The organism is Parafrankia sp. FMc2 (genome assembly GCF_041008525.1).
GTDB lineage: Bacteria > Actinomycetota > Actinomycetes > Frankiales > Frankiaceae > Parafrankia.
Genome location: NZ_JBFLUG010000002.1, coordinates 66106 through 90117, shown reverse-complemented (window position 1 = coordinate 90117; position 24012 = coordinate 66106). Strand labels below are relative to the sequence as shown.

Here is a 24012-nt window from a genome sequence, read left to right as displayed (position 1 = left end):
GCCGGGCTCCGCCCGGGGCCGGCGGTCCGGGCAGCGGTGTGTCGCCGACGGGCTGCCGTGGCATCGCGGTCCAGCCCGGCGGTGGCGTGAGGGCACGCGAGGCGCCCGGCCGCGATCCCGGTTCCGCTCCTGGAGGCGGGGTTCGCCCCGGCAGCGGGGTACGGCCTGGCGGCGGGGTCCGCCCGGGGGGCGGGGTCCGCACCACGCCAGGCCCGGCGCCGGGCAACGGGGTCCGGCCGGGCAGCGGAGTCCGGCCGGGCAGCGGAGTCCGGCCGGGCAGCGGAGTGTGATCCGGGCCCCGGCGGGCGGGGCCGGACGGGCCTTCGACCTGGATCGGCCCGGACGGCGGCCGCCGCGGGCCACTACCCCCGCGCGGGTCCGGCGGTGTACCCGGTGGAACGTCCCCACCGGGATGCCCACTGCTCCCGGGCGGGCCGTTGCGAGGTGCCGGAGTGCCGACGTGGACGTCCGAGACGGGCCGCGGGCCGCCCCGGCCCGGCCAGCTGCCTGCTCCCTGGCCAGGCCTGCCGCCGGTCTGGCCAACGCCCCCGCCTTCCGGCCCGGGCGCTCCCTGGTCCGGTTGCTCCGGCTGGTGGGGGCGCCGCGGGAGACGCGGGACGTACTGCGTGGTGCCGGCATCGCCTGGCGGCGTCTCGGGCGGGAGCTCGTCGTCCTCGCCGCCGGCCGCCCTCGGCTCCATGCCGAGGTCGGTCACGCCGGACACCCCGATCCACCCGGGACGCGCGAAACGTCCGGGCCACGGGGTGCGGGGCGCAACCGGGTGGCTGCCGACACTGGTGTCATTGTTTCGGTGGGTACCGCTTCCCTTGTAGAGCGCTCCCTGGCCGGGCGCTTTCCCTAGAGCACGACCGGGCGGGGGACGGGGACGATGAAGCGCCCGCCCCGCGCCGCGTACTCCTCCTGCTGGGCGATGATCTCCTTCCTGACGTTCCAGGCGAGCAGCAGCAGGTAGTCGGGCTGACGCTCGAGCAGCGCGGCCGGGTCCAGGATCGGGATCCGCGCGCCGGGGATGTACTTGCCCTGCTTGTGGACGTTGCGGTCCACCACGAAGTCGACCAGGGTGTGGTCGATGCCGGTCGAGTTCAGCAGCGTGGCGCCCTTCGCGGCGGCGCCGTAGGCCGCGACGGACTTCCCGTCCGCGCGCAGCGACCGCAGCAGCTCGGCGAGCTCGGTCTGCAGGGTGCGCACGCCGTCACCGAAGCTGGCGTACCGGTCGAACGTGCCGAGGCCGGCGGCGCGCTCGCCGTCGAGGACGGCCGCGACGGAGCTGGCGGGCTCGGCGGCGGCCTGGTGCTGCATCCGCCAGCGCAGGGTGCCCCCGTGCAGCTCCGGGAACTCGTCGACGCCGGCGAGAGCGAGGCCGTGCCGGCGCATGAGCGCGTCCACCGCGATGGTGGAGAAGTAGCAGAAGTGCTCGTGGTACACGGTGTCGAACTCGTTGTTCGCCAGCAGCGCCCCGACATCGGGGTTCTCGACATCGATGACGCCGTCGTCCTTGAGCAGGATCGAGAAGCCCTCGACGAAGCTGTTCAGGTCGGGGACGTGCGCCATCACGTTGTTGGCGATGATGACGTCCGCCTTCAGGCCCTCGGCGACGAGCGTGCGGGCGAGGTCGGCCCCGAAGAACTCCTCCCGGGTGGGCACGCCCGCCTTGCGGGCGGCGGCCGCGGGCCCCGGGGTCGGCTCGATACCCAGCACCGGGATGCCCCGCTCGACGAACGCCTTGAGCAGGTAGCCGTCGTTGCTGGCCACCTCGACGACGAGGCTGTCCGGGCCGAGGTCACGGCTGGCGATCAGATCGATGACGTGCTTCTCCGAATGCCGGACGAGCATGTCCGAGAACGAGGAGAAGTACGGGTAGTCAGCGTCGAAGATCTCGTCCGCGGGAAGCGCGTGGGTGAGCTGGACGAGCGCGCACTGCTCGCAGAAGCCGACCTCGAGGGGAAAGACCGGGTCGGCGGCACCGAGCGCGTCGGCCCTGACCAGCCGGTTGGCGACGGGAGTGGCGCCCAGCGACAGGAACAGGCGAGGCGCCGGCCCGTCGCAGGACCTGCAGGCAGTCACCGGGGCGGCGAGTCCCGCCCCGACCGGGCTTCCTTCTGCTGTGCTTCCGGATGACATGCGTTCCCCTGTTCGAGGTCACCTGCGAGCGGTGACCAGTGCGCGCCGGCTCGAATACAGCGGTTCGGACTGCAGTGGCCCGGATCGAGGACCCGGCCTCGTACGGAATCATGGCGTCGACGGCACGACGACCGTCAGCCGCGTCCGGACCACCTCCACGCTACTCAGCGTTGTGAGCTGCCACGTCAGGTGCCGATTTCGCCGCTGTCGCGGCTTTCGCCGCCTTCCGACACGTTCCGGCGCCCGCCACCCTGATGACACCCCGCCACCTTCACGCCGCCCGCCGCCTTCTCTACGCTCGCCGTCGTCAGACGCCCGCCGCCGCGGTGCTGATCGCCGCCGCCGTGGCTCCCGACTCCCGCCGTGGCGTTCTCGACCCGCACCTGCGCGCTGTCCGGGTCCTGCCCAGGACGCACCCGCCGCAGGCGCCTTTCCCGTCACGTGAGTGTCACACACGCATGGAGTTGACCTGAGGCAAGCACGCCGGGCATCTCGGCAGGCCCGGCCCCCGCCGCCGCCCCCGGCACGGACCCGCGTCCGCCCCACTCCGGTGGCGGTCGAGGGCAGCCGAAAGGCGGGTGGAGTGGGCGGAGCGAGCGGCCGGGGACGGCGGTGGCGAGGGAACCGTCAGGCGCTCCGACCGGCAGGCACGACCGCGGGTGCGAGTGCGAGTGCGGTCTCGCCGCTCGGTACGTCGGTGGCGGGAAGCAGCGGCCAGGCACAGTCCTTGTCCGAGATCACCGAGACGGGCAGCGGCCAGGCGATACCGAGCCGCGGGTCGTCGAAGCGCACACCACGATCGTGCCCGGGAGTGAACGGAACACTCATCTGGTAAGTGGCCTCGGTGTCATCCACCAGGGTCTGGTAGCCGTGCGCCAGCCCGGCCGCGACGAACAGCGCCCGGTGGTTCTCCGCCGTCAGCTCGACCGACACGTGCTGCAGGTAGGTCGGCGAACCGGGCCGGGTGTCGACCACCACGTCCAGCAGCGCGCCGCGGGTGCACCGGACCAGTTTGGTCTCCCGCACCGGCTCCCCCGCCCAGTGCATGCCGCGCACCGTGCCGGCCAGCCGGTTGTAGGCCACGCTGCACTGGGCGACGGCCACCTCCAGGCCGGCGGCGGCGAACTCCTCCTGGCAGAAGGTGCGGGCGAACAGGCCGCGCGCGTCGGTGAACGCCTCGACGTCGACGATCGTCACGCCCTCGACAGCCGTCGGGCGCAGGATCATCAGGCGGTCCAGAACAGCTCGGCGTCGACCTGCCCGGTGCCGATCAGGTACTGGAGCTGCTTGAGGCGGGTGTGCCCGCGCCCGGTGAAGGTCTCGTCGTCCAGCTGGATGCGGCTGAAGACCTCGTGCAGCTGCTTGGCGCCGCGGTGGGCGTCCCAGTCACAGGCGAAGCCGGGGAGCTGGGTCGCGATCTTGTCGAAGGACACGCGGTAGCTGCGGTTGTCGCCGCCGTTGTCCCCGAAGCTCAGCCGGCAGCCGGTGAACACGGTGGCGACCGCGTCCGCGATCTCCTTCACCTGGTAGTTCTGCTCGCTGTCGCCCACGTTGAAGATCTGGTTGTGGATGACGTCCCGGGGCGCCGCCAGCACACAGCGGATCGCCTTCGCGATGTCGAGGCCGTGGACCAGCGGCCGCCACGGTGTGCCGTCCGACGTCATCGCGATCTCGCCGGCCGTCCACGCGACACCTGCCAGGTTGTTCAGCACGATGTCGAAACGCATCCGCGGGGACGCGCCGAAGGCGGTCGCGTTGCGCAGGAAGGTCGGCGAGAACGTGTCGTCGGCGAGCGGCGTCACGTCCCGCTCGACGTAGACCTTGCACTCCGCGTAGGGCGTCTGCGGGTTCACCGGTGACGTCTCGGTGACGTCCTCGCCGGTGGCGACGCCGTACACGCTGCAGGACGACATGTAGACGAAACGCTGGACGCCCGCCTCCTTGGCGAGCTTCGCCAGCCGCACGGAGCCCTGGTGGTTCACCTTGTAGGTGACGTCCGGCGCGAGGGCGCCCAGCGGGTCGTTCGACAGCTCCGCCATGTGGACGACGGCGTCGACACCCGCGAGGTCCTCGACGGTGAGGTTCCGCAGGTCCTTGTCGAGCGTGTAGGGCACGCGGTCGGTCCCGCGGTAGAGCCAGCCGTACTTGTAGTAGCCGGTGTCCACGCCGACCACCTCGTGGCCGTCGCGCAGCAGCTCCGGCGCGAGCAGGCAGCCCAGGTAGCCTTCCGTGCCGGTGACGAGCACCTTCATCCGCGAGTCCTCCCGATCTCGACGACGGCACGCGGGATTCACACGTGACCCAACGTTCCGACCCCAGAAGGTACCGAGGTGCTCCGACGGCACCTCAGTGACGCCCCGTTCCGTTCCTGTCCGTCTGGCGACGGCCACGCTGCGCATACCGCCGTCTGGCGTGGCCTTCGGCGTGGCACGCCCGACGATCATCGGTCACCATCGCCGGGCACCGGACGGTCCTGGCCCTGATGCCGGCGTCCACCCGAAGCCCAGCCAGGCGCCACGAGACAGGCGCGGGCCGGCGCCGCCAACGGTCTGGCGGGATCCGGGGGGCCATCCCGCGCCCGTTACCCGCCCTCGCCGGCCCGCCGGATGCGCCCATTCCGAACCCGGTCGGTTCGTCGGTACTCCGCGCCCGCCGATCCGGCGGAACGGTACCGGAGAACGTTCGAGGAAATGCCACGAGAAGATCGCGCGAGGCGCCACCGGAGTAGCGCTCAATGCGCCTCGCCCGCAGGCCCCGGCACAGCACCGTTCACCGCCACCAGCGCCTTTTCCCACTCGCGGCGGCCCACCGCGCCGAGCCTGCCCCGGCGATCTCCCGCCCGACCGGACCGCAGCGCTGCCAGCGGCGAAACCCGCGAGCGCGCTCGCCCTGGAACATGGGCCGAGGCGGACCGCAGCCCGCGTGAACGGCAGCCAGCGGAACGCCCGCGCGTAGCCGGAGGCCCGGGCCCGAAGCCATCGCACGCATTGATCCGACCGGTCCGCGCGTCATTCCCGCCGCCGTCGACCACGCCGGAACCCCGTGTCCAGTCCTGACCCACACAATAATCCGGGCTGCGCCTTCGGGTGCCGCGGATTCGTGCCAGCGAGAACATTGAGGCGCGGGCCGCGAGTGGATTCCAGGTCGGTCCGCCGTCACCGCACCGGAGAAACCACCAGGCCGCCCCGGCCACCGCGGTGCCGCCTGACCAGCACCCGCCGTGGCCGACCCATGGGGCCAGGACAGGCGCCGGCACGAATCCGCCCGTCCACAACCGGTCACCAGGAGCAACGCAGCACGGCCGACCGCCGGCTGCTCGGAACGACGCCCGAAGAGTGGCTCGCGACGGCGCGGGCGCACGGCTGCCCTTCCCGGCGACGCCAAAAGAATGTGACCAGCACCATAAACGGTTGCGGACGTGCACCCTGACCCCGGACAGTCTGTCGACTCGCGGACAAACGGCTGCACAATCCCGCGAATGTGGAAGGCTCGCCTCCACAGCATGTACGTGTTGATGGCGTGATGCACCGCTCCCGGTCCGCGCTCATGGAGCGCGCAAAGGCAGGTCAGGCAGTGAGGGCTCACCGACACGACAGCCGTGCCCGGCCCGGGCGGACGTCCAGGGCCCTGCGCGCGGTGCCACTGGCCGTACTGATGCTGCCGGCCGTCCTGACAGCGGGCGCCGCGCCGAGCCTGGCGGCAGGCACCCCGCCGTCACCCCCGTCGATGGTGCCCAGCTCGCCTCCGGGCAGCCCGCGGTCCAGCGGGTTCTCCGCCGAGGGCCGGCAGTGGTACCACGAGACGCTCGGCCTGACCGACGCCCAGCAGCTCACCCTGGGCGAGGGCGTCATCGTCGCGATCATCGACGGCGGCGTGGACGCGACCCATCCGAAGCTGCGCGGCCAGCTGCTGCCCGGGTACGGCATCGGCCCGGACGCCGCACCCGACGGGCTGCGGGACGACGACCCGGACGGCCACGGCACCGCGATGGCCGGCATCGTCGCGGCGCGCGCGGACATCGGTGACCCCTCCGTCTGGGGGGTGGCACCGAAGGCGAAGATCCTGCCCATCTCCACCGGCGCCGAAGCGGACTCCGAGGAGGTCGCCCGCGCGATCCGGATCGCGGTGGACCGCGGCGCCGGCGTGATCAGCATGTCCCTCGGCTCCGTGGGGGAGGCGACGTCCCGGGAGGCGAGCGCCGTCCGGTACGCCCTCGCTCATGACGTCGTCGTGGTCGCCTCCGCCGGCAACACCGAGCCCGGCGACACCGAGGTGAACTCGCCCGCGAACATCCCCGGCGTCATCGCCGTGACCGGATCGGACTACCGCGGCCGTTTCTGGGGTGGCTCCGTCCAGGGGCCGGAGGCCGTGCTGGCGGCGCCCGGCCCGGGTATCAGGGCCCCGGTGCCGACCCGGGTCTCCAGCGACGGGCTCGACACGGGCGGCGGCACCAGCAACTCCGCCGCGATCGTGGCGGGGGTCGCGGCGCTGGTCCGGTCGGAGCTGAGCGGCCTCGACGGGGCCGACGTCGTCAACCGGCTGATCCGCACGGCGATCGACATGGGCCCGCCCGGGCGCGATGACCGTTACGGCTTCGGGCTGGTGGATCCGGTCGCCGCGCTGACCGCCGACATCCCCCGCGTGGCCGCGAACCCGCTGCTGGCGACTCCGGCCCCACGGCCCGCGACGGCGCTTGATGGTCCCACCGCGGCACCGGGCACGCCGCCCGGCCAGCGCGCTGACGCGCCTGCCGAGGCTGTCGAGGCTGTCGAGAGCTCGGACGGGCCCTCGATCGAGGTCTGGCTGCTCATGCTCGGCCTGGCCGTGGTGGAGGGCGTGCTGCTGGGGACGCTCGCGTACATGCTGTTCGGCGACCGCTTCGCGGCCCGCCGGGCCCGCCGCCGGGGAAGGGCGCCGGCGCCGGTCCACACTCTCGCGACCAACCCACTACCCGGTCAGCCCCTGCCGCGGGGAACCCTGCCGGTCCCGCCGGCCTGGCCGGCGCCTGGACCTCTCGCGCCGGCACCACCGTCCTGGCCGAGCGGACGGGACGTCCCCGTCGACACCCGCGGCTGGCGCACCCCCCACTGACCCGCCGGGCCCGCAGCGACACACGTCCCCGGAGCCGGCCCCGGCCTCACCCCGAACGGCTCAGCACCCGGAACGGCTCAGCGCGGCGGGGGGCCTACCAGCAGGCCCTTGATGTAGGCGGCGTGCTCGTCGGCCGTGGCCTTCCGACCACGGGCACGGGAGAGCACCGTCCGCCCGGCGTAGCCCGCGACGAGCATCGAGCGCATGACGTTCACCCGGGCCGGGGCGTTGTGCTTGCGCAGGTAGCGGACCATCGAGGCGCCGCGCATCTGGAGCATCCAGGTCTTGCCGGCGCCGGAGCCGCCCGCCCCGTGCGGGACGAGCAGGTCGGTGCGCAGCTGCTGGCGCAGCCCCGCCTCCCTGATCGCGCGGCCGAGTGCCATGTCCTCGTTGTAGACGTAGAACGTCTCGTCGAAGCCACCGAGCTCGAGGAACGTCTTCCGGCGCACGGCCATGCAGGCGCCGGTCAGCCACTCGGGGCTCAACGGCTGGTTGGGCGTCGGGCGGGCGAACAGCGCCGAGGCGGGAGCGATCTTGTGCGCGCCGAGGACGTGCATGAGGACCCGCCGTGGGGTCGGCTCCCAGCCGCCGTTCCCGAGCTCGGGCCGGCCGTCGGTGCCCTGCATCGTGGCCGCGCTGACGACCAGTTCCGGGTCGCGCTCCAGGTCGTCGACGAGCGCCTGCATGACCTCGAGGGTGGGCCGGCTGTCCGGGTTGCCGAGCACGACGTACTCGTAGGCGGACGTCCGGATCCCCATGTTCGAGGCCTTCGCGAAGCCCTTCCCGCCGCCCGAGTCGATGTACCGGCCGTGGGGCCGCTGGGCGACGATCTCGTCGACGTGATCGACGCCCTTGGCGTTGTCGACGACCACCACGGGCAGGTCGAGCGGCAGCGTCTCGAACATCTGCTCAAGCTGGTCGCGGCTGTGGAAGCTGACCAGCGACAGCTCGAACGACCAGCCCGGCACGGCCGGCCGGGTGTCGGGCGCGGCCGGGGTGGCAGGCGCGGGGGCGTTGTCCGGCACGGGGTCGTTCCTCTCAGCTTGCCCTGGAGGCCTGGGTGGCGGGGCCGGTGGTGGGCTCGACCGCGGCCGGGAGCTGCGTCGGGGACGGCGCCTGGCCGGGCGGGGCCTGCCGCTCGGGCTTGGGCCACACGGCGGGGCGGTCGTGGGCGAGGAACCGCCGCACCCCGCCGAGCGCCACGGCCTGCAGGAAGAAGACCTGGGCCACGAGGCGGGTCGGGCCGGGGGGTGTGCCACCCCTCATCAGCACCCCGGCGCTGGCCGCGCCGGCCGCGTTGCCGGCCAGGAAGATCCGGGCGGCCCAGCTGTGCCGGGCGGCCGGCACGCTGAGGGCGACCAGCGCGACGTGGGCCATCGGCCCGAACGACGACCGGACGAGGCGGTGCCCCCACAGCTGCGAGGTCACCGGAAGCGCGCCGGGGACGAGCGCGCTGCGCCGCCGCCAGAGCATGTCGAGGTTGCCGGCGACGATGCGGGTGCGGCGCTCCCACTCGGCCTCGTAGTCGGGCGCGGACGTCTCAATCGAGTACGCCTCGGGCTCGTAGACCACACGAAGGCCACTTTCGAGAATGTCCAGCGCCAGCCAGGCGTCGTCGACCGCGGTGTCGGCCGGCAGCGGCCGGAACGCCTTGCGGCGGAAGGCGAGCATCTCGCCGACCACGCCGATGGTCGCGCCGGTCGCGGACTCGCACTGCTTGAGCCAGGATTCGAACTTCCAGTAGAAGCCCTGGGCCCCCGCCGGGTCGTCGACCTGCTTCTCCCCGGCGACCGCACCGACGGTCTCGTCCGAGAAGTGGCGGGCCGCGGCACGCAGCGCCTGCGGCGCGAGGACCGCGTTCGCGTCGGTGAGCACCACGACGTCGTGGCTCGCCGCCGCGACCCCGCGGTTCACCGCCCGGGCCTTGCCGAGCCGCTCACCCGAGGACAGGACCCGGACGCCGGGACGGCGGGCGGCCGTGGCCGTCTCCGCGTCGTCGGCGACGACGATGATCTCCATCTGGCCGGGGTAGTCCGTGCCGGCGAGCTCGTCGAGCTTCGTGCCGATCACTGCGGCCTCGCGGTAGGCGGAGACCACCACACTCAGCCCGGGCCAGACCATCGGCTCCTCGGGCTGTGACGGTGTGAGCCCACGACTGCGGTGCCCGATATAAGCGGGATACAGAACGTGACCGTACACGGCGGTCGCGCCGAGCGCCGCGATCGCGGTGCCCTTACCGAACGCACGAGCTCCTGTCATGGCATAACCGTAGCGGTGGCCTTGCGCGCCCGCAGAGAGGCCCCCGGGCGTTGTTACCGTCGCGTCCGCGACGTCACCCATCGGAACCGCGACGTCCCCGGCAGCTCCCGCCTTATTCCGGCCTGGGGCTCCGGCATGTCGCCGCAGGACCCGCGCTGTTCCCCGCCCGCAATCACGGGGAAACGAGACATGCCATCCCGGCAGCACGTCGATACCCGCCGATACCACCAAAGTGTGATGCCTCCGCCGCACCGCCGGTGACCGAACCGCCACCCGCGGACCGCTCGGCGATGGTGTCGGCCACCGGTCTAAAGTGACTGGGATGAGCGACTCCGAACGCTGGATCGTCGTAGTCGAGGAGCCCTTCCTGCCCTCGGACGCCGGCGGTCGGGTGGAGACATTCAGCTTCCTCACCGCGGCCTCGGCGGCCGGTATCCGGATGCAGGTTCTGGTGCCGTCCCGCACCGACCTGGACATCGCCGCGTACGAGGAGGCCGTCCCCGGCGCGGCCGTTATCCGGCTTCCCCGCGACGACAGTCCGCTCGCGCACCTTTCCCCGCGGCCGTTCATCCACGCGTCCCGCCCCGTCGGCCCGTTGCGCCGGGCCCTCGAGCACACGCCCCCGCGCGCGGACGCCGTCATCAGCTACAGCTGTCGGACGTCCCATCTGGGCGAGGAGATCGCGCGCATCTGGCGGCTGCCGCATCTGGTGCGCGCGCACAACATCGACTCGGAGTTCTTCCACGTTCTGGCGCGCAGCTCCACCGGGCCGCGGGCTGTCGCCTACGAGCTGGAGTACCACCGGCTGCGGCTCGCCGAGCAGGAGATGCACCACTCGCCGCTGATCAACGCGATCGCCGACATCTCCGTCGAGGACCACGAGTGGCGCCAGGCACGGGCGAGCGTCCCCACCTACCACCTGCCGCCGTTCCTGCCCGCCAGCACGGTCGCCGCCGCGCGTGCCGCCGGCGGGCTGACGAGCGTCGAGCGTGCCCCCGAGAAGCTGGTGTTCGTCGGCTCGCTCGACACCCCGACGAACATCGAGGCGCTGCGGTGGTTCCTCGGCGGCTGCTGGCCCACGGTCCTGATGCGACACCCCTCCGCGACCCTGCAGGTGGTCGGGCGGCGCCCCGAGGACGGCCTGGCCGACTGGCTCGGCGGATTCGAGGGCGTCGAGCTGCACACGAACGTCCCGAGCGTGGTCGGTTACGTCGCCGGCGCCACCGTGTCGGTGAACCCGATGCGCTCCGGCTCCGGTGTCAACATCAAGGCGATCGAGGCGATGTCCGCCGGCACGCCGGTGGTCAGCACACCGACCGGCAGCCGTGGCCTGGGCTGGCGCCCGGGCGAGCACCTGCTCGTGGCGGACGACCCGGGAGCCTTCGCGGACGCCATCTGCGGGCTGCTGGAGAACCCGTGGCTGGCGGCGGAGATCGGCACCGCGGGTCGTGAGTTCGTCCTGCGGGAGCTCGACCACGCGACGCTGATCGCCCGCATCCGCGGCATGCTCGCCAGCCGCCCCGGCGAGACCGCCCGGGTCACCGAGCGGGCAGCCACCTAGCCGGGAGCTGTCCCCGCGCCGGCGCGGATCGCCGCTCCGGCGCGGGCAGCTGTGGCGGCGCGGCCGGCTGTGGCGGTTGCGCCAACCCCGGTGGCCGTGGCGGCCTGGCCGCCCTGGCGACCGGGGGTCACCAGACGAGCGTCAGCTTCCGTGCGTCGAAGGCCTCTGCGTAGCGGCTGCCGCACTCGACGCCGCGCAGGCGCATCGTGGCGCGAAAGGTCTCCTCGTCGAACCAGACGCGGTCGTGCTGGCTGCGGAAGTGCCGCTCGAGATGGTCGACCTTGGCCGCCACCACCGGCTCGGGAACGGGAACGTACAGGTTCGCGGTGCCTCGGTCGCCCTCCCACTTGGGGATCTCGTACCCGAGGATCAGTGCGCCGCGGAAGGCCTGCCAGGCCAGCTCGGCAAGCATGCGATGGTCCTGATGGGCATCACCCAGGGACGGCGCGAAGACGATGTCCGGCGTCACCTGGCGGGAGATCTGGAGCAGCATCTCCTTGACCCCGCTCCACTCGCGGGGGAGGAAGCCGTCCCGCACCTCGTGCAGGTGCAGCGACCCGAGCGACGCACCGAGCAGCTCCCGGGCACTGGCCTCGGCCTCGGAGCCCCGCTCGCCACTGCCGGCGAAGACCACCCAGTGGACCACCGTGCCCGGATGCGCCTCGATCATCTGGGCGATCGTGCCGCCGGCGCCGATCTCCACGTCATCCGCGTGCGCACCTAGTGCCACCACCGTGTAGGCGCTGCCCTCGAGCGGCCGGCCGGGCGTCAGTGCGAGCATCGGGCGCTCAGCTCATGGATCCGGGTCACCGGCGCGCACGCTCCTCCCGACTGCCGCCCGGGTCACGCCGGCAAGCAGACCGGGACCCGACCGCGCAGTGGTTCACAGAGTTGTCAGGGCTGGCCCAACTTACCCGGATGCCCTGCGGCCGAACCTGGCCGACACCCGGTGCGCCCGGGCCCGGTCACCCTGCGTGGAAGCGGTTCTGGGCCACCGAAAGCTCCTCGTGGACCAGTGACTCGACGGCGTCAGCGGCACTGTCGACGAGGAGTGGGAGTTCCTTGCGCTCGACGGTGCTGAAGTCGCGCAGAACGAAGTCGGCCGGGTCCATCCGGCCCGGGGGGCGGCCGATGCCCACCCGAACCCGCAGGTAGTCCCGCGAGCCCAGCGCGGACGTGATCGATCGTAGCCCGTTGTGCCCGTTGTCGCCGCCGCCACGCTTGAGCCGGATCGCCCCGAACGGGATGTCCAGCTCGTCGTGCACGACGATCACCCGTGCGACGTCGGTCTTGTAGAAGGCGCGCAGACCCGCCGCGGGCGGCCCTGAGACGTTCATGAACGTCCGGGGCCGGGCGAGTACCGCAGGCTGGCCGGCCAGGCGTACCTGGTCGACGTCAGCCCGCGCGCGGTGGGACCGCAGCCGAGCGCCGGTGCGCTCGGCCAGCAGTTCCACCACCATGAAACCGATGTTGTGCCGGTTCCCCGCATAGCCCGGGCCGGGGTTGCCGAGCCCGACGACGAGCCAGGGCCCGTCGCTGCCTGACACGTCCATGCGGTTCGCCGGAACGCTCAGGCCGAAGCGGTTTCGGTGGCCTCGGAGCCCTCGGCCGCGCCGCCCTCACCAAGATCGGTCTCGAGCTGCGCCGCGGTCTTCTTGGCCAGGCCCTGGACGACGACCAGGTCGGCGTCGGCCTCGAGCTCGACGCCGCTCGGCAGCTCGAGCTGGGAGGCGGCGATGCCGTGCCCCGGCTCCAGGCCCGTGATGTCGACCTCGATCGTGCTGGGCAGCGCGGTCGCGTCAGCCTTGACCGAGAGGGCCATGACCTGCTGGTCGACCAGGGTGTCGGTGTGCGCGTCACCGGTCAGGACGATGGAGACCTCGACCGTGACCATCTCGCCGCGGTTCACCAGAACCAGGTCGAGGTGCTCGTAGCTGCCGCGGATCGGGTGGCGCTGGACCTCCTTGGGAAGCGCCAGCTCCGTGACCCCCGACAGCTCCAGCGTCAGCAGGACGTTGGTGCCGGCGTCGGTCTTGAAGGCGTGCAGCAGGTCGTGCGCGGGCAGCGCGATGTGACGCGGTGGTTTGCCGTGACCGTAGAGAACAGCCGGGACCTTGCCGGCCCGGCGGGTGCGACGAGCCCCGCCCTTCCCGAACTCGGTGCGCGGCTCCGCGGCGATGCGGACCTCGGACATGGGGGTGCTCATCCTCTCGACAAAAACGGGACTCGGCGCCTGTTGTTCACCCGCAGGGTGATGTTCAGGGGCCGACAACGTTCAGGGGCACGACGTCAGGGAGCAACGACGTTCAGGGGCACGACGATTCAGGAGCAGAGGCGGACCGCGCAGTGACGCGGTCCTCAACAGTACCGGAAGCTTTGCTGTCAACACCTGACAGGTGTCGTGTCGCCGGAGACCGTCGTGCCGTTCACTGCCCCACAGCACCCACCAGGTTACAAAGCCACCGCGCACCCGGTGACGGCGGGGCCCGTCCGGAGGGTCAGCGCACCCGGGCGGGCGAACCCGCGTCCACCCCGATCTCGATCTCACCCGCCAGGTCCGGGCGACCCAGGGCCCGGCGCGCCCGGGGCAGTACCCGGCTCTCAATGTCGGCACGCAGCGCGCGGGCGTCGGCTCCGGCGTCCGTCTCGATGCTCATCTGCAGGACCGGACGGCGCGGCCGGCCCCGGACGACCACCCGGGCCGCCCGCACGACCGGGTTGCCGACCAGGTCGTCCACGACCGCGTCGGCGAGTGCGGCAGACCCGACACGCACACCGCCCAACGCGTCATCGGTCACAAAGAGGCCACGCAACCGCCCCGTTCGCAGCTGTGCGGCCAGCCAGCCGACGGCGCAGAGCGCCAGCAGCCCGAGCACGACACCGAGAGCGGGCCAGAACCACCCGTGACCGGCGGCGAATGACCGGACGTCCGGCCCGAGCACGGGCCGGTCCTCGACCGCCGCCCCGAAGACGCCAGCTCCGGCCAGGAGCACGACGATTCCGGCGCCGAGGAGCAGCAGGCCGGCGGCGACGAGCAGGAACCGGTTCCAGCGCTCCACCGTCGGGACGAAACGGCGCGGCCGCCGGGCAGCGCCTGCGGTGGCTGACGCGCCGGAGGTACCAGGGGCGCTGGAGGTACCAGGGACGCCCGGGGCGCCTGGCGGCCTGGCGTCCGCGGCGAGGTGGCGCGCGGGACCGCCGCCGGGCCTCACCTGGGGCCCCTCACGGCGCGCCCGCCCACCTCGATCACGAGCCGTGGCGGGTGGGTGAGGTCGAAGGACTCCACGGTGCCGGCGAGTCGACTCCGGACCTGCGCCACCGCGCCGACCGAGGTGCGCGGCCGGAGCCGGGTCCGCACCACGGCGCGGCGGCGGCGCACCCGCACCGACGCCGCGGTGATCCCGTCGACGGAGAGCGCCGCCGCCCGCAGAGCACGGGAGAGGGCACGGCGGCGGACGTACATGACCGTCCCGGCCTCGCTCGGGTGAGCCTCGAACCGACCGCCGCCACCCGCGGCGCGGCTCAGCAGGAGTACCGACAGGCCGGCGAGCGCCAGCAGCACGCCGCACAGCCGGACCGCGCCGGACGACCACGCCCAGCTGGCGAGCCGCGCCGACCAGGCGGGCCAGTCGACCACCATCGGCCCCTGCCCACCGGCCGCCGCGGTGATCTCCAGGACCGCGATCACGCCGGCGGCGGCGAGCACCGCCGCCACCAGCGCGGCGGGAAGCCGGTTTCCGACCCGCATGGCGCCCCCCTCCCGACCTGTCCGCCGACGGCTCAGTACGGGTGTGCCCCGGACCGCCCGCACAGCGTTGCGACCTGGATGTCGATCCCCATGACGGGGAGCCCGGCGAGGGCGGCGACCCGTTCACGCACCCGGTCCCGGACCGCCTCCGCGGTCCCGCTGACGGATGCGGGGTAGGCGACGGACAACGTCAGAGACACGAACACTCCGCCATCGACGATCTTCGCTCTCGCCTCGGGCCAGCCCTCGGGTCGCTGGCCGGGGCTCCGTCGCACCGGGCCTGGCCGGTACGCGCCGCCGACCGGCCAGGCCCGGGCGCGATCTCCCGGATGGACGACCCGGCTGGCCCAGCCGTGAAGCCGGGTGGCCGCGCCGACCGCGAGCCGCGGGGGCGGGGCCGTGACGCCCTCGACGTCCGCCGCGGCCCCGGCGGCGATCTTCGCCACCACCTGCTCCGCGATCCGCACCGACCCCGGGCGCCGCGCCCCTCCCGGGCGGACGCGGTCCGGGAACTCGGTGGTCACGGGCGCCTCCGGCGCCGCATGCCGGCGAACCCGTCCCGGTCCGACCGGCCCAGCTCGATGTCACCATCGACAATCTTGCCGACGAACAGCCCGATGGCTCCGAAAAGCAGAACAATGAGGAACTCCCCGAAGCCGCCGAAGGCCAGTGCCAGCCCAGCGACGAGCCCGGCGGCGAGTCCCAGCGGACCCCATCGCATCCAGGACCTCCTTCACCAGCCGCCAGGCCGCCCCGGCGGGTTCTCGGACACGCGGCGGGATCGCCGCAGCGTCACCTGTGGCCGTCGCGTCGTGACACACGGCGGTGAGCAGTCTCGAAGCCCAGTCTCAGCCGAGCGGCCGGGGCCTTCCAGTTCACGGCCGTCGCGCGGGCAAGCGCCCGGTGCAGCGCACTCCGGCGGCGGTAGAAACTCACCGGCGGGCTCACCGGCGCCGAACTCACCCGCGGCGCGGACCCGAAGGCTCGCAGGCCCGCGGCGAAGTCGGCCGGGTCACCACCACGATCCGGATGGTTCGCCAGGATGAACCGCCGCCGCGCGGCTCGCGCGGCCTCGCCCGCCGCCTCGCCTGCTTCGGCGCCGCCTGCTCCGCGGCGGCCATGGTCAGCGACAGCCATGGTCAGTGACACCGGCCCAGGCAGGGATGTCGACCTCGAGATCATCGATGATCACATCGATCCGCGGAGCAGTCGGCATGGCGACGAGCACCGCGGCCCGGACCTGGGCGGCCAGTTCGGCCATGGTCGGGCCGAAGCGGCAGGCCACCGCCACCACCACCGCATCCGGGCCGACCCGCACGCCCTCGATCCGGCGCCCACCGGCGTAGGTCGCGAGCTCGCCCGCGCCGCCTGCTCCCTCCGCGTCGCCACCGTGGCCGCGTCCGTCGCCGTATCCGTGGCCGTCCCAGCCGGCGCCGTACCGGGCCGGGTGACCGACGAGCCGGACCACATCGGGACATGCGGTCACCCGCCGCGCGACGGCAGCGGCCACCTCGCCATCGCTGTCGGCGTCGGTATCCGCGGCCACCGCCACGGCCACGGCCGGACGGACATGGCCGCCAGCAGCCGCGCCGGGCCCGGCGTCCGCCGCGGCGTGCGCGTCGGCGCCGACGTCCGCCACGCTGCTGGTCACTGGACCCGGGGTGGTGTCTCGGAGCCCTCGTCGTCGCCGATATAGACGTCGTCCACGGCGATGTTGACCTCGGTGACCTCGAGCCCGGTCATCTGCTCGACCGAGTCGACGACGTTGCGCCGCACCGCCTGCGACAGATCGACGATGGAGACGCCGTACTCGCAGACCACGTCGAGGTCGATGGCGGCCTGCCGTTCGCCGACCTCCACCGTCACCCCCTGCGACACGCTCGGGCTGGTGCCCGGCAACCGGGACCGGAAGGAACCCATCGCGCGGCTGCCGCCGGAACCGAGCTCGTGCACCCCGGCGACCTCCCTGGTGGCCACACCGGCGATCTTGCGGACGACGGAGTCCGCGATCGACGTCCGGCCCTGGGCCGTGACCAGTTCGGTGGACGTCCGCCGGGCCGGGGAGGCCGAGCGCCCGGAACCGGAGTCACGCTTCGCACCGGAGTCGATGGAGGAAGCGCCCTTGCGGTGGTCTTCCCGGGTCTCTCCCAGCCCTGGATGCGCCGCATCCGGTGGGGGCTGGTTCCGTGTGGTCGTCATGGATTTCCCTCCGTGTCACGGTTCCGTTCGTCCGGCCGACCGGCCTGGCCAGCCCGACCACGCGTCGCCGGACACCTGCGGAGCCGCCGGGCAACCCCGGCAACGGCCCCCACGTCCCGACGGTGCCGTGCACCTGACGGGGTACCCGCCCGGACCGGACTCATACGTCCGCCCGGCGCGCCGGGCCGATCGGACGTCGCGACCGATAAGTTGAGCGCAAGCCCTGGTGACCACCACCGGCCATGCCGAGCGCGCTCGCTCGCGAGCGACGCCTGAGCCAAGGAGCGTCCGCTGCCTCGATCGAATCCGGGTCGACGCACCGCCGAACCCGGCCACGCCCAGCCCGCCGTCACCGTCCGCGCACCCGCGAAGGTCAACCTGCACCTCGGGGTGGGTCCGCTGCGCCCCGACGGGTACCACGAAGTCACGACGATCCTGCAGGCCGTCTCGCTGTACGACGAGATCACCGCGACCTCGGTTCCGCTCGAGTCCGTCTCGGGGCCGGATGGTTCCGCGCCGGTCTTCACCGACGAGGACCCGATCGTGGTCACCGTCGGTGTCGCCGGCGAGGGCGCCCAGCCGGCAGGCCCGGCGGCCGACGGCGAGGACGACAGCGGCGTTGGTGCCCCCGGTGACACCGGTAGCCGTGCCGGCGCGGTGGCGGGTGCCACCGCCGCCGAGCCGTCGATCTCCGTGGTGCCGACCGGCCGCGACAATCTCGCCGTCCGCGCCGCCTACCTGGTCGCCGAGGCGGCCGGCATCCGCGGCGAGGCCATCCATCTGACCCTGTCGAAGGGCATCCCGGTCGCCGCCGGCATGGCGGGCGGCAGCGCCGACGCCGCGGCCGCCCTGGTCGCCTGCGACGCGCTGTGGGGCACGGAGCTCGACCGCGCGACCCTCGTCGAGCTCGCCTCCCGGCTCGGCAGCGACGTCCCCTTCCCGCTCACCGGCGGGACGGCGCTCGGCACCGGCCGCGGCGAGCAGCTGACCGACGTCCTGGGGCGCGGTGAGTACCACTGGGTGTTCGCCCTCGCCGACGGTGGGCTGTCCACGCCGGCCGTCTACGCGGAGTTCGACCGACTCGCCGAGGGCCGGCTGCAGACCGGCCCGACGCCCGCCGACGCGGTTCTCGCCGCCCTGCGCAGCGGTGATCCCGAGGAGCTCGGGGCCGCCCTGGTCAACGACCTGCAGCCGGCGGCGCTGCGGCTGCGCCCGTCCCTGCGGCGGGTGCTGGAGAGCGGGATCGAACTCGGCGCGATCGGCGCGATCGTCAGCGGCTCGGGCCCGACCTGCGCGTTCCTCGCCCGCGATGCCGCGGCGAGTGTCTCGCTGGCGGCCAGTCTGGCCGGCATGGGTGTCGCCCGCGCGGTGCGGCGTGCCCAGGGGCCGGTGGCGGGTGCCCAGGTGAGCCGGCCGTCCACCGGACCTACTCCCCCCGCCCCGCCGGTCTCCCCCGCGCCCTCCGCCTCGTCACCGGCGTGAGTCGGGTTCCGGCGCCGGCTGTCGTGACGTCCCGGGCGCGGGTCGCGCCCGAGCCCCTGATGGGTGTCCGCCTGTGAGCTCACATCTGCTGGGGGCCGAGGCGCTGCGGCTGGAGTACCCGACGCGCGTGGTGTTCGACGCGGTGACGATCGGGGTGAACGAGGGCGACCGGATCGGCGTCGTCGGCCGTAACGGCGACGGGAAGTCCTCGCTGCTGGGGATGCTGTCGGGCCGGGTCGAGCCCGACTCGGGGCGGGTGACCCGCCGCGGCGGGGTGCGGATGGGAATGCTCGACCAGTCCGACACGCTGGACGACGCCTCGACCGTGGGCTACTCGATCGTCGGTGACCGCATCGAACACGAGTGGGCCGGTGACCCGAAGGTCCGCGACGTGATCGCCGGCCTGGTACCCGACATCGCCTGGGATACGCGGATCGGCACCCTCAGCGGCGGTCAGCGCCGCCGGGTCGCGCTGGCCACCCTGCTCGTCGGCGACTGGGACGTGATCGCCCTGGACGAGCCGACCAACCACCTCGACGTCGAGGGCATCACCTGGCTCGCGGCGCACCTGCGGTCCCGCTGGCCCCGGAACGCGGGCGGGCTCCTGGTGATCACGCACGACCGGTGGTTCCTCGACGAGGTCGCCACGACGACGTGGGAGGTGCACGACCGGATCGTCGAGCCGTTCGAGGGCGGTTACGCGGCCTACGTGCTGCAGCGGGTCGAGCGTGACCGGCAGGCCGCGGCGGTCGAGGGGAAGCGCCAGAACCTGATGCGCAAGGAGCTCGCCTGGCTGCGGCGCGGCGCCCCCGCCCGCACGTCCAAGCCGAAGTTCCGGATCGACGCCGCGAACCAGCTCATCGCGGACGTGCCACCGCCGCGGGACCGGCTGGAGCTGTCCCGGCTGGCCGTCGCCCGCCTGGGCAAGGACGTGATCGACCTGCTCGACGCCGGGGTGTCGTTCGACGGCCGCGAGGTGCTGCGGGACGTCGAGTGGCGGATCGCGCCGGGCGAGCGCACCGCGATCCTCGGCGCGAACGGCGCCGGCAAGTCCACGCTGCTCAACCTCGTCGCCGGGACGCTCGAGCCCACCTCCGGGACGGTGAAGCGCGGTAAGACCGTCCGGCTGGGGGTGCTCGACCAGCAGTTCCGCGAGCTGGAGGACATCGCCGGCGACCGGGTACGCGACGTGCTCGCCCGCACGAGGACGACCTACGTCATCGACGGCAGGGAGCTGACTCCGGCGCAGCTCCTCGAACGCCTGGGCTTCGCCCGCGAGCATCTGTCGGCCCGGGTCAAGGAGCTCTCCGGTGGGCAGAAGCGACGGCTGCAGCTGCTGCTTCTGCTGCTGTCCGAACCGAACGTCATCGTGCTCGACGAACCGTCGAACGATGTCGACACCGACATGCTCGCCGCGATGGAGGACCTGTTCGACTCCTGGCCGGGCACACTCATCGTCGTCTCGCACGACCGCTACCTGGTCGAACGGATCACCGACCAGCAGTACGCGATCATCGACGGGCGCCTGCGGCACCTGCCCGGCGGGGTGGACGAGTACCTGCGCCTCCGGGCGGCCGGGACGCCGGCACCGGGTGCCTCGGGCAGCTCCCGCGCCGATCCGGCGCCGAGCGCGCCCCGCCGCTCGAGCGCCGAGGAGCGCGCCACCCGCAAGGAGCTGAGCGCGACCGAGCGGCGGCTGGAACGCCTCTCGGAGAAGATCGCCAGCATCCACGAACGCATGGCGGCGCACGACCAGAGCGACTACGCGGTGATCGGCCGGCTCAACGACGAGCTGCGCGAGGCCGAGGCGGAGACCGCCGCGCTGGAGGAGCGCTGGTTCGAGCTGTCGGAGCTTGCCGGCTGACCGCCGCACGTGATGACCGCAGGGTGCGAGGGGCTGCCGCCCCGGGGCACCCTGCGTGGGCGGCGTGGCCGGCGCGCGCCGCCCGCGCTCCGGGTCAGGCGCGCTTGCTCTCGAGCCGCGCCGGGTCGGGCCAGCGGACGTCCCGGACCAGCCGTAGTGATTCCATCAGCTTGATCCCGTAGAAGCTCGTGTCGACCTGCCACGGGCGGACACCGTGCCGGGCCGAGGTCGGCTCGGCGTGGTGGAGGTTGTGCCAGGACTCTCCCATCGAGAGCAGCGCGAGCGGCCAGACGTTGCCCGAGTGGTCCCGCGAGCGGTAGGGCCGGGACCCCATCACGTGGCAGATGCTGTTCACCGACCAGGTCACGTGGTGCAGCAGGGCCACCCGGACCAGCGAGGCCCAGAAGAACGCCTGGACGGCGGCCTCGAACGAGCCGCCCCACAGCCCGCCGACGACGGCTGGCAGCGCGAGGCTGACGAAGGCGCAGAGCGCGAAGGAGCGGCTGATCCGCACGATCATCGGGTCGTCGAGAAGGTCGGGGGCGTAGCGGCGCTGGTCGGTCTGCTCGACGTCGAAAAGCCAGCCGATGTGCGCGTGCCACAGCCCGCGGGCGAGCGCCACCGAGCCGGTTCCGTAACGCCAGGGCGAATGCGGGTCACCGTCGGCGTCGCTGAACGCGTGATGGCGGCGATGGTCGGCGACCCACCGGATCACCGGGCCCTCAATAGCCATGTTGCCGGCGATGGCCAACGCGGCCCGCACCGGCCTGGACGTCTTGAATCCCCGGTGCGTGAAATAGCGGTGGAATCCAATGGTGATGCCATGGCCCGTGATCGCGTACATCACCGCGGCCAGTATGACGTCCCGCCAGGAGATCCACCGCCCCCACAACAGCGGAACTGCCGCGACAAGCGCGAGGAAGGGAATGAGGATGGTCGTGACCAGCACGACTTGTTCACCGCGGGCACGGGCCAGCGAACTCGGGGCGATGGTGTGGCGCCCCGCCGGGGTCGATGAGGTCGACGAGTCGGGCTGACCGGTGCCCGTCACTTCACCGTCACTGCCAGCGGCGGGCGCGCCCTGATGCCTGGTTTCGGTGGCTTTCACCGTGTCGGTAGCGGTCATTGCTTCATCCCGTCCGTCGCGGTGGGCCGCTCACTGCCGACCCTCTGGTCGCCACGTTAGCCCGCCCGCATGACAACGGGCACCAATCACGGCGTCCGCCACGCAAACGGGCGGGGCGGCCGGGCACACAGGGGGCGCGGGCTGGCGGATCACGTCGGATACCGGAGCGGGGATTCCCACTTCGCCACCCCTCGACACCCCCCGCGACAAGATCATAATCTTGCGTTCCCGGGCGGCAGAGGGTCGGCGAAGGGCCATCTGTGCCCGCACCGACACAGGACGAAGGCGGGGCCGGACCGCGGCAGTGCGGCGACAACCAGCCGTGGCCGGCCGGCCCCGCCCCGGCGACCGCCTCTCGGCGGCGACGGCCCGAACCGCGTACCACACCGGCGGGGCCACGAGTGCACGCCGGAGACCCCCGAACATTTCTTCCGAGAGCCGGCACGATGGTAGAGTGGGCGCAGAGTGGCCGGCGTTTTCCGGACGGTTACCTTCTCCACGGTACGCCCGCAACGGTCCTCCCTCAACGGTCCGCCGTAGTGTAATAGGCAGCACAGGGGATTTTGGTTCCCTTAGTCCACGTTCGAGTCGTGGCGGCGGAGCGCGAGGGGACGCCGGGTCCGCGGAATATGCAAACCGCCGCGATCGTGTTTCATCGGCAGTCCCGCCAAAACATTCTTCTTATTTCGCGCCGCGTTACGACCGGTCGGTCCGGCGCGAGGGCCGCCCGGTCTTCGCTGGAGGCCCGACCCGGTAGGCTGGCTGCCGTTACCTCACCCTCCGTGAGTCGGCCGGGTCGTCCACGGCACGTCGTTCCGGGTGGGAGTGGCACCACCACCAGGTCCGTCGAGATTCCGGGGAGCTCGTGTGACTGAGGTACGTCCGGCGGCGGTCATCGTCCTGGCTGCGGGCGAAGGTCGGCGCATGCGTTCGGAGACGCCCAAGGTCCTGCACCACGTCGCCGGGCTCAGCCTGCTCGAGCACGTGCTCCACGCGGCCGGCCCGCTCGGCGCGGAGCACTCCGTCGTCGTGGTCGGCCACGGGCGGGAGAAGGTCACCGCCATGCTGGCCGAGCGGGCCCCACACGTCGTCACGGCGGTACAGGAGCGCCAGGGCGGCACCGGGCACGCCGTGCGCGCCGCCCTCGGCGCGCTGCAGGGCCTCCCGCCCGACGCGGCGGTCGTGGTGATGCCGGGCGATGTCCCGCTGCTCACCGGCGCGGCGGTCACGGGGCTGTTCGACCAGCACCGCGCGGCCGGCGCGGCGGCCACGGTCCTGTCCGCCGCCGTTGCCGACCCGACCGGGTACGGGCGGATCGTGCGGGCACCCGGCGGCCAGGTGCGCGAGATCGTCGAGCAGCGCGACGCCGATGCCGCCACCGCCGCGATCAGGGAGATCAACACCGGCGTCTACGTGTTCGACCTGGAGCTGCTCCGAGGCGCGCTCAAGCGGCTGACCACCGACAACGCCCAGGGCGAGGAGTACCTCACCGACGTGGTGGGCCTGCTGGTCGCCGACGGGCAGCCGGTGGTCGCGCACACACTCGCCGACGCGGCCGAGGCCGCCGGGGTCAACGACCGCCTGCAGCTCAGCGACGCCGGCCTGGCGCTGCGCGACCGCATCGTCCGGGCGGCCATGCTCGCCGGCACCACGATCGTCGATCCGGCCTCCACCTGGATCGACGCCGGCGTCGTCCTGGAGCCGGACACGACGATCCAGCCGAACACGCATCTGCGCGGCGCCACCCGGCTCGCCCGCGGCGCCGAGGTCGGACCGGACTGCACCCTCATCGACACCGCCGTCGGGCCGGGCGCCCGGGTGACCCGATCCGTCGCCGAGCGCTGCGAGGTGGGCCCGGGCGCCGTCGTCGGCCCGTTCGCGCACCTTCGGCCCGGCACCACCCTCGGCCGGAACGGCAAGATCGGGGCCTTCGTCGAAACCAAGGCCGCCGAGATCGGCGCCGAGTCGAAGGTGCCGCACCTCGCCTACGTCGGCGACGCGGTCATCGGCGAGCGCAGCAACATCGGCTGCACCAGCGTGTTCGTCAACTACGACGGGGTGGCCAAGCATCGGACGGTGATCGGCTCCGACGTCCGGATCGGCAGTGACACGATGCTGGTGGCGCCGGTCACCGTGGGCGACGGCGCCTACACCGGCGCCGGCTCCGTGATCAGGGAGGACGTCCCGCCGGGCGCGCTCGCCGTCCGCGAGGGCCGGCAGCGCACCCTGGTGGACTGGGTCCTGCGCCGCCGGCCGGGCAGCCCCGCCGCGACCGCCGCCGAAGCCGCGCTGCACGCGGCCCACCGCGCATCGGACCACCGCGCATCGGATCACGGCGGACCGGGCCACGGCGGACCGGGCCAGGGCCCGGACGGCAGCTCGAACGACGACGCGAATGACGGCTCACGCAGCGGGGCGGGGCACCGGCCCGGAGCGTGAGTTGAAGCACAGCCGGATCCTCATCCCGGCCCATCGCTGGCGTCTGCACGCCCGGGGGCCGAACGTAGGAAGGGTTTGGCCGAGCGTGTGCTGATCAGGGC

Annotated in this window: 23 protein-coding genes and 1 tRNA gene; 7 read left to right on the top strand and 17 right to left on the bottom strand. The window is 73.0% G+C overall.

Translation table 11 applies throughout. From position 1 onward, the window contains the following. Positions 1–460 precede the first annotated feature (460 nt). Entirely contained in the window at positions 461–862 is a 402-nt protein-coding gene (locus AB1460_RS01625) for a hypothetical protein (protein ID WP_368958736.1), read from the top strand. Here the strand turns inward: AB1460_RS01625 and AB1460_RS01620 are convergent. The 4 genes from AB1460_RS01620 to AB1460_RS01605 all read right to left on the bottom strand — a co-directional run bounded on the left by AB1460_RS01620 (position 859) and on the right by AB1460_RS01605 (position 4394). Continuing rightward, positions 859–2142: a methyltransferase domain-containing protein gene (locus tag AB1460_RS01620; protein WP_368958735.1), complete on the bottom strand. Its 1284-nt coding sequence runs from the start codon at positions 2140–2142 to the stop codon at positions 859–861. The genes AB1460_RS01625 and AB1460_RS01620 overlap by 4 nt on opposite strands. 185 nt (positions 2143–2327) lie before the next feature. Beyond that, entirely contained in the window at positions 2328–2525 is a 198-nt protein-coding gene (locus AB1460_RS01615; protein WP_368958734.1) for a hypothetical protein, read from the bottom strand. A 244-nt stretch (positions 2526–2769) separates the two neighbouring features. Then, entirely contained in the window at positions 2770–3369 is a 600-nt protein-coding gene (locus AB1460_RS01610; protein WP_368958733.1) for a dTDP-4-dehydrorhamnose 3,5-epimerase family protein, read from the bottom strand. Further along, entirely contained in the window at positions 3369–4394 is a 1026-nt protein-coding gene (locus AB1460_RS01605) for an SDR family oxidoreductase (protein WP_368958732.1), read from the bottom strand. Before AB1460_RS01605 ends, AB1460_RS01610 begins: the two co-directional genes overlap by 1 nt. Before the next feature lie 1321 nt (positions 4395–5715). On the opposite strand from AB1460_RS01605, the gene AB1460_RS01600 reads away from it, so the two are divergent. Beyond that, positions 5716–7233: a S8 family serine peptidase gene (locus AB1460_RS01600; protein WP_420497157.1), complete on the top strand. Its 1518-nt coding sequence runs from the start codon at positions 5716–5718 to the stop codon at positions 7231–7233. Between the two features lie 77 nt (positions 7234–7310). Here the strand turns inward: AB1460_RS01600 and AB1460_RS01595 are convergent, their stop codons facing one another. Both AB1460_RS01595 and AB1460_RS01590 read right to left on the bottom strand, forming a co-directional pair. After that, positions 7311–8201, bottom strand: a complete 891-nt coding sequence (locus AB1460_RS01595) for a glycosyltransferase (protein WP_420497163.1) — start codon at positions 8199–8201, stop codon at positions 7311–7313. Positions 8202–8271: 70 nt separating this feature from the next. Next, the gene (locus AB1460_RS01590; RefSeq protein WP_368958730.1) at positions 8272–9492 is read right to left on the bottom strand and encodes a glycosyltransferase family 2 protein; all 1221 of its coding nucleotides are present in this window, start codon (positions 9490–9492) and stop codon (positions 8272–8274) included. 322 nt (positions 9493–9814) lie between these two features. Between AB1460_RS01590 and AB1460_RS01585 the strand changes: the two genes are divergently transcribed. Beyond that, positions 9815–11053 carry a glycosyltransferase gene (locus AB1460_RS01585; RefSeq protein WP_368958729.1) on the top strand — a complete coding sequence of 413 codons (1239 nt, stop codon included), beginning with the start codon at positions 9815–9817 and terminating at the stop codon, positions 11051–11053. A gap of 127 nt (positions 11054–11180) precedes the next feature. Here the strand turns inward: AB1460_RS01585 and AB1460_RS01580 are convergent, their stop codons facing one another. The 10 genes from AB1460_RS01580 to AB1460_RS01535 all read right to left on the bottom strand — a co-directional run bounded on the left by AB1460_RS01580 (position 11181) and on the right by AB1460_RS01535 (position 17000). Beyond that, on the bottom strand, positions 11181–11834 hold the full coding sequence (locus AB1460_RS01580) for a PIG-L deacetylase family protein (protein WP_368958728.1): 654 nt from the start codon (positions 11832–11834) through the stop codon (positions 11181–11183). 184 nt (positions 11835–12018) lie between these two features. After that, a complete protein-coding gene (gene pth, locus AB1460_RS01575; protein WP_071089031.1) occupies positions 12019–12606 on the bottom strand; it encodes an aminoacyl-tRNA hydrolase in 588 nt (195 codons plus the stop codon). Between the two features lie 17 nt (positions 12607–12623). Beyond that, the gene (locus AB1460_RS01570; RefSeq protein ID WP_368958727.1) at positions 12624–13247 is read right to left on the bottom strand and encodes a 50S ribosomal protein L25/general stress protein Ctc; all 624 of its coding nucleotides are present in this window, start codon (positions 13245–13247) and stop codon (positions 12624–12626) included. 304 nt (positions 13248–13551) lie between these two features. Then, positions 13552–14265 (bottom strand): alkaline shock response membrane anchor protein AmaP, encoded by a 714-nt coding sequence (locus AB1460_RS01565; RefSeq protein ID WP_368958726.1) that lies wholly within the window; start codon positions 14263–14265, stop codon positions 13552–13554. Next, positions 14262–14801, bottom strand: coding sequence for a DUF6286 domain-containing protein (locus AB1460_RS01560; RefSeq protein WP_368958725.1), 540 nt, complete (start codon positions 14799–14801; stop codon positions 14262–14264). The genes AB1460_RS01565 and AB1460_RS01560 overlap by 4 nt, the downstream gene beginning before the upstream one ends. A 32-nt stretch (positions 14802–14833) precedes the next feature. Next, on the bottom strand, positions 14834–15325 hold the full coding sequence (locus AB1460_RS01555; RefSeq protein ID WP_368958724.1) for an Asp23/Gls24 family envelope stress response protein: 492 nt from the start codon (positions 15323–15325) through the stop codon (positions 14834–14836). After that, positions 15322–15522, bottom strand: a complete 201-nt coding sequence (locus tag AB1460_RS01550; protein WP_368958723.1) for a hypothetical protein — start codon at positions 15520–15522, stop codon at positions 15322–15324. Before AB1460_RS01550 ends, AB1460_RS01555 begins: the two co-directional genes overlap by 4 nt. 71 nt (positions 15523–15593) lie before the next feature. Then, a complete protein-coding gene (locus tag AB1460_RS01545; RefSeq protein ID WP_368958722.1) occupies positions 15594–15938 on the bottom strand; it encodes a hypothetical protein in 345 nt (114 codons plus the stop codon). Continuing rightward, positions 15925–16452 (bottom strand): hypothetical protein, encoded by a 528-nt coding sequence (locus tag AB1460_RS01540; protein ID WP_368958720.1) that lies wholly within the window; start codon positions 16450–16452, stop codon positions 15925–15927. The genes AB1460_RS01545 and AB1460_RS01540 overlap by 14 nt, the downstream gene beginning before the upstream one ends. After that, on the bottom strand, positions 16449–17000 hold the full coding sequence (locus AB1460_RS01535) for an Asp23/Gls24 family envelope stress response protein (protein WP_368958719.1): 552 nt from the start codon (positions 16998–17000) through the stop codon (positions 16449–16451). Before AB1460_RS01535 ends, AB1460_RS01540 begins: the two co-directional genes overlap by 4 nt. Positions 17001–17390: 390 nt before the next feature. Between AB1460_RS01535 and AB1460_RS01530 the strand changes: the two genes are divergently transcribed. Then, positions 17391–18482 carry a 4-(cytidine 5'-diphospho)-2-C-methyl-D-erythritol kinase gene (locus AB1460_RS01530; protein ID WP_420497156.1) on the top strand — a complete coding sequence of 364 codons (1092 nt, stop codon included), beginning with the start codon at positions 17391–17393 and terminating at the stop codon, positions 18480–18482. Between the two features lie 73 nt (positions 18483–18555). Next, on the top strand, positions 18556–20346 hold the full coding sequence (locus tag AB1460_RS01525) for an ABC-F family ATP-binding cassette domain-containing protein (protein ID WP_368958718.1): 1791 nt from the start codon (positions 18556–18558) through the stop codon (positions 20344–20346). 94 nt (positions 20347–20440) lie between these two features. Here the strand turns inward: AB1460_RS01525 and AB1460_RS01520 are convergent, their stop codons facing one another. Continuing rightward, on the bottom strand, positions 20441–21472 hold the full coding sequence (locus AB1460_RS01520; protein ID WP_368958717.1) for an acyl-CoA desaturase: 1032 nt from the start codon (positions 21470–21472) through the stop codon (positions 20441–20443). A 530-nt stretch (positions 21473–22002) separates the two neighbouring features. On the opposite strand from AB1460_RS01520, the gene AB1460_RS01515 reads away from it, so the two are divergent. Together AB1460_RS01515 and glmU are read left to right on the top strand one after the other, a co-directional pair. Next, positions 22003–22074, top strand: a tRNA-Gln gene (locus AB1460_RS01515). 265 nt (positions 22075–22339) lie between these two features. Then, a complete protein-coding gene (gene glmU, locus AB1460_RS01510; RefSeq protein ID WP_368958716.1) occupies positions 22340–23911 on the top strand; it encodes a bifunctional UDP-N-acetylglucosamine diphosphorylase/glucosamine-1-phosphate N-acetyltransferase GlmU in 1572 nt (523 codons plus the stop codon). The last annotated feature ends 101 nt before the right edge of the window (positions 23912–24012 follow it).

Coding starts and splice junctions, on each gene's coding strand:
- AB1460_RS01620 (WP_368958735.1), bottom strand. CDS start 2,142: ATGTCATCCGGAAGCACAGCAGAAGGAAGCCCGGTCGGGGCGGGACTC.
- AB1460_RS01610 (WP_368958733.1), bottom strand. CDS start 3,369: ATGATCCTGCGCCCGACGGCTGTCGAGGGCGTGACGATCGTCGACGTC.
- AB1460_RS01605 (WP_368958732.1), bottom strand. CDS start 4,394: ATGAAGGTGCTCGTCACCGGCACGGAAGGCTACCTGGGCTGCCTGCTC.
- AB1460_RS01590 (WP_368958730.1), bottom strand. CDS start 9,492: ATGACAGGAGCTCGTGCGTTCGGTAAGGGCACCGCGATCGCGGCGCTC.
- AB1460_RS01585 (WP_368958729.1), top strand. CDS start 9,815: ATGAGCGACTCCGAACGCTGGATCGTCGTAGTCGAGGAGCCCTTCCTG.
- AB1460_RS01580 (WP_368958728.1), bottom strand. CDS start 11,834: ATGCTCGCACTGACGCCCGGCCGGCCGCTCGAGGGCAGCGCCTACACG.
- pth (WP_071089031.1), bottom strand. CDS start 12,606: ATGGACGTGTCAGGCAGCGACGGGCCCTGGCTCGTCGTCGGGCTCGGC.
- AB1460_RS01570 (WP_368958727.1), bottom strand. CDS start 13,247: ATGTCCGAGGTCCGCATCGCCGCGGAGCCGCGCACCGAGTTCGGGAAG.
- AB1460_RS01560 (WP_368958725.1), bottom strand. CDS start 14,801: ATGCGGGTCGGAAACCGGCTTCCCGCCGCGCTGGTGGCGGCGGTGCTC.
- AB1460_RS01550 (WP_368958723.1), bottom strand. CDS start 15,522: ATGCGATGGGGTCCGCTGGGACTCGCCGCCGGGCTCGTCGCTGGGCTG.
- AB1460_RS01545 (WP_368958722.1), bottom strand. CDS start 15,938: ATGGCTGTCGCTGACCATGGCCGCCGCGGAGCAGGCGGCGCCGAAGCA.
- AB1460_RS01535 (WP_368958719.1), bottom strand. CDS start 17,000: ATGACGACCACACGGAACCAGCCCCCACCGGATGCGGCGCATCCAGGG.
- AB1460_RS01520 (WP_368958717.1), bottom strand. CDS start 21,472: ATGACCGCTACCGACACGGTGAAAGCCACCGAAACCAGGCATCAGGGC.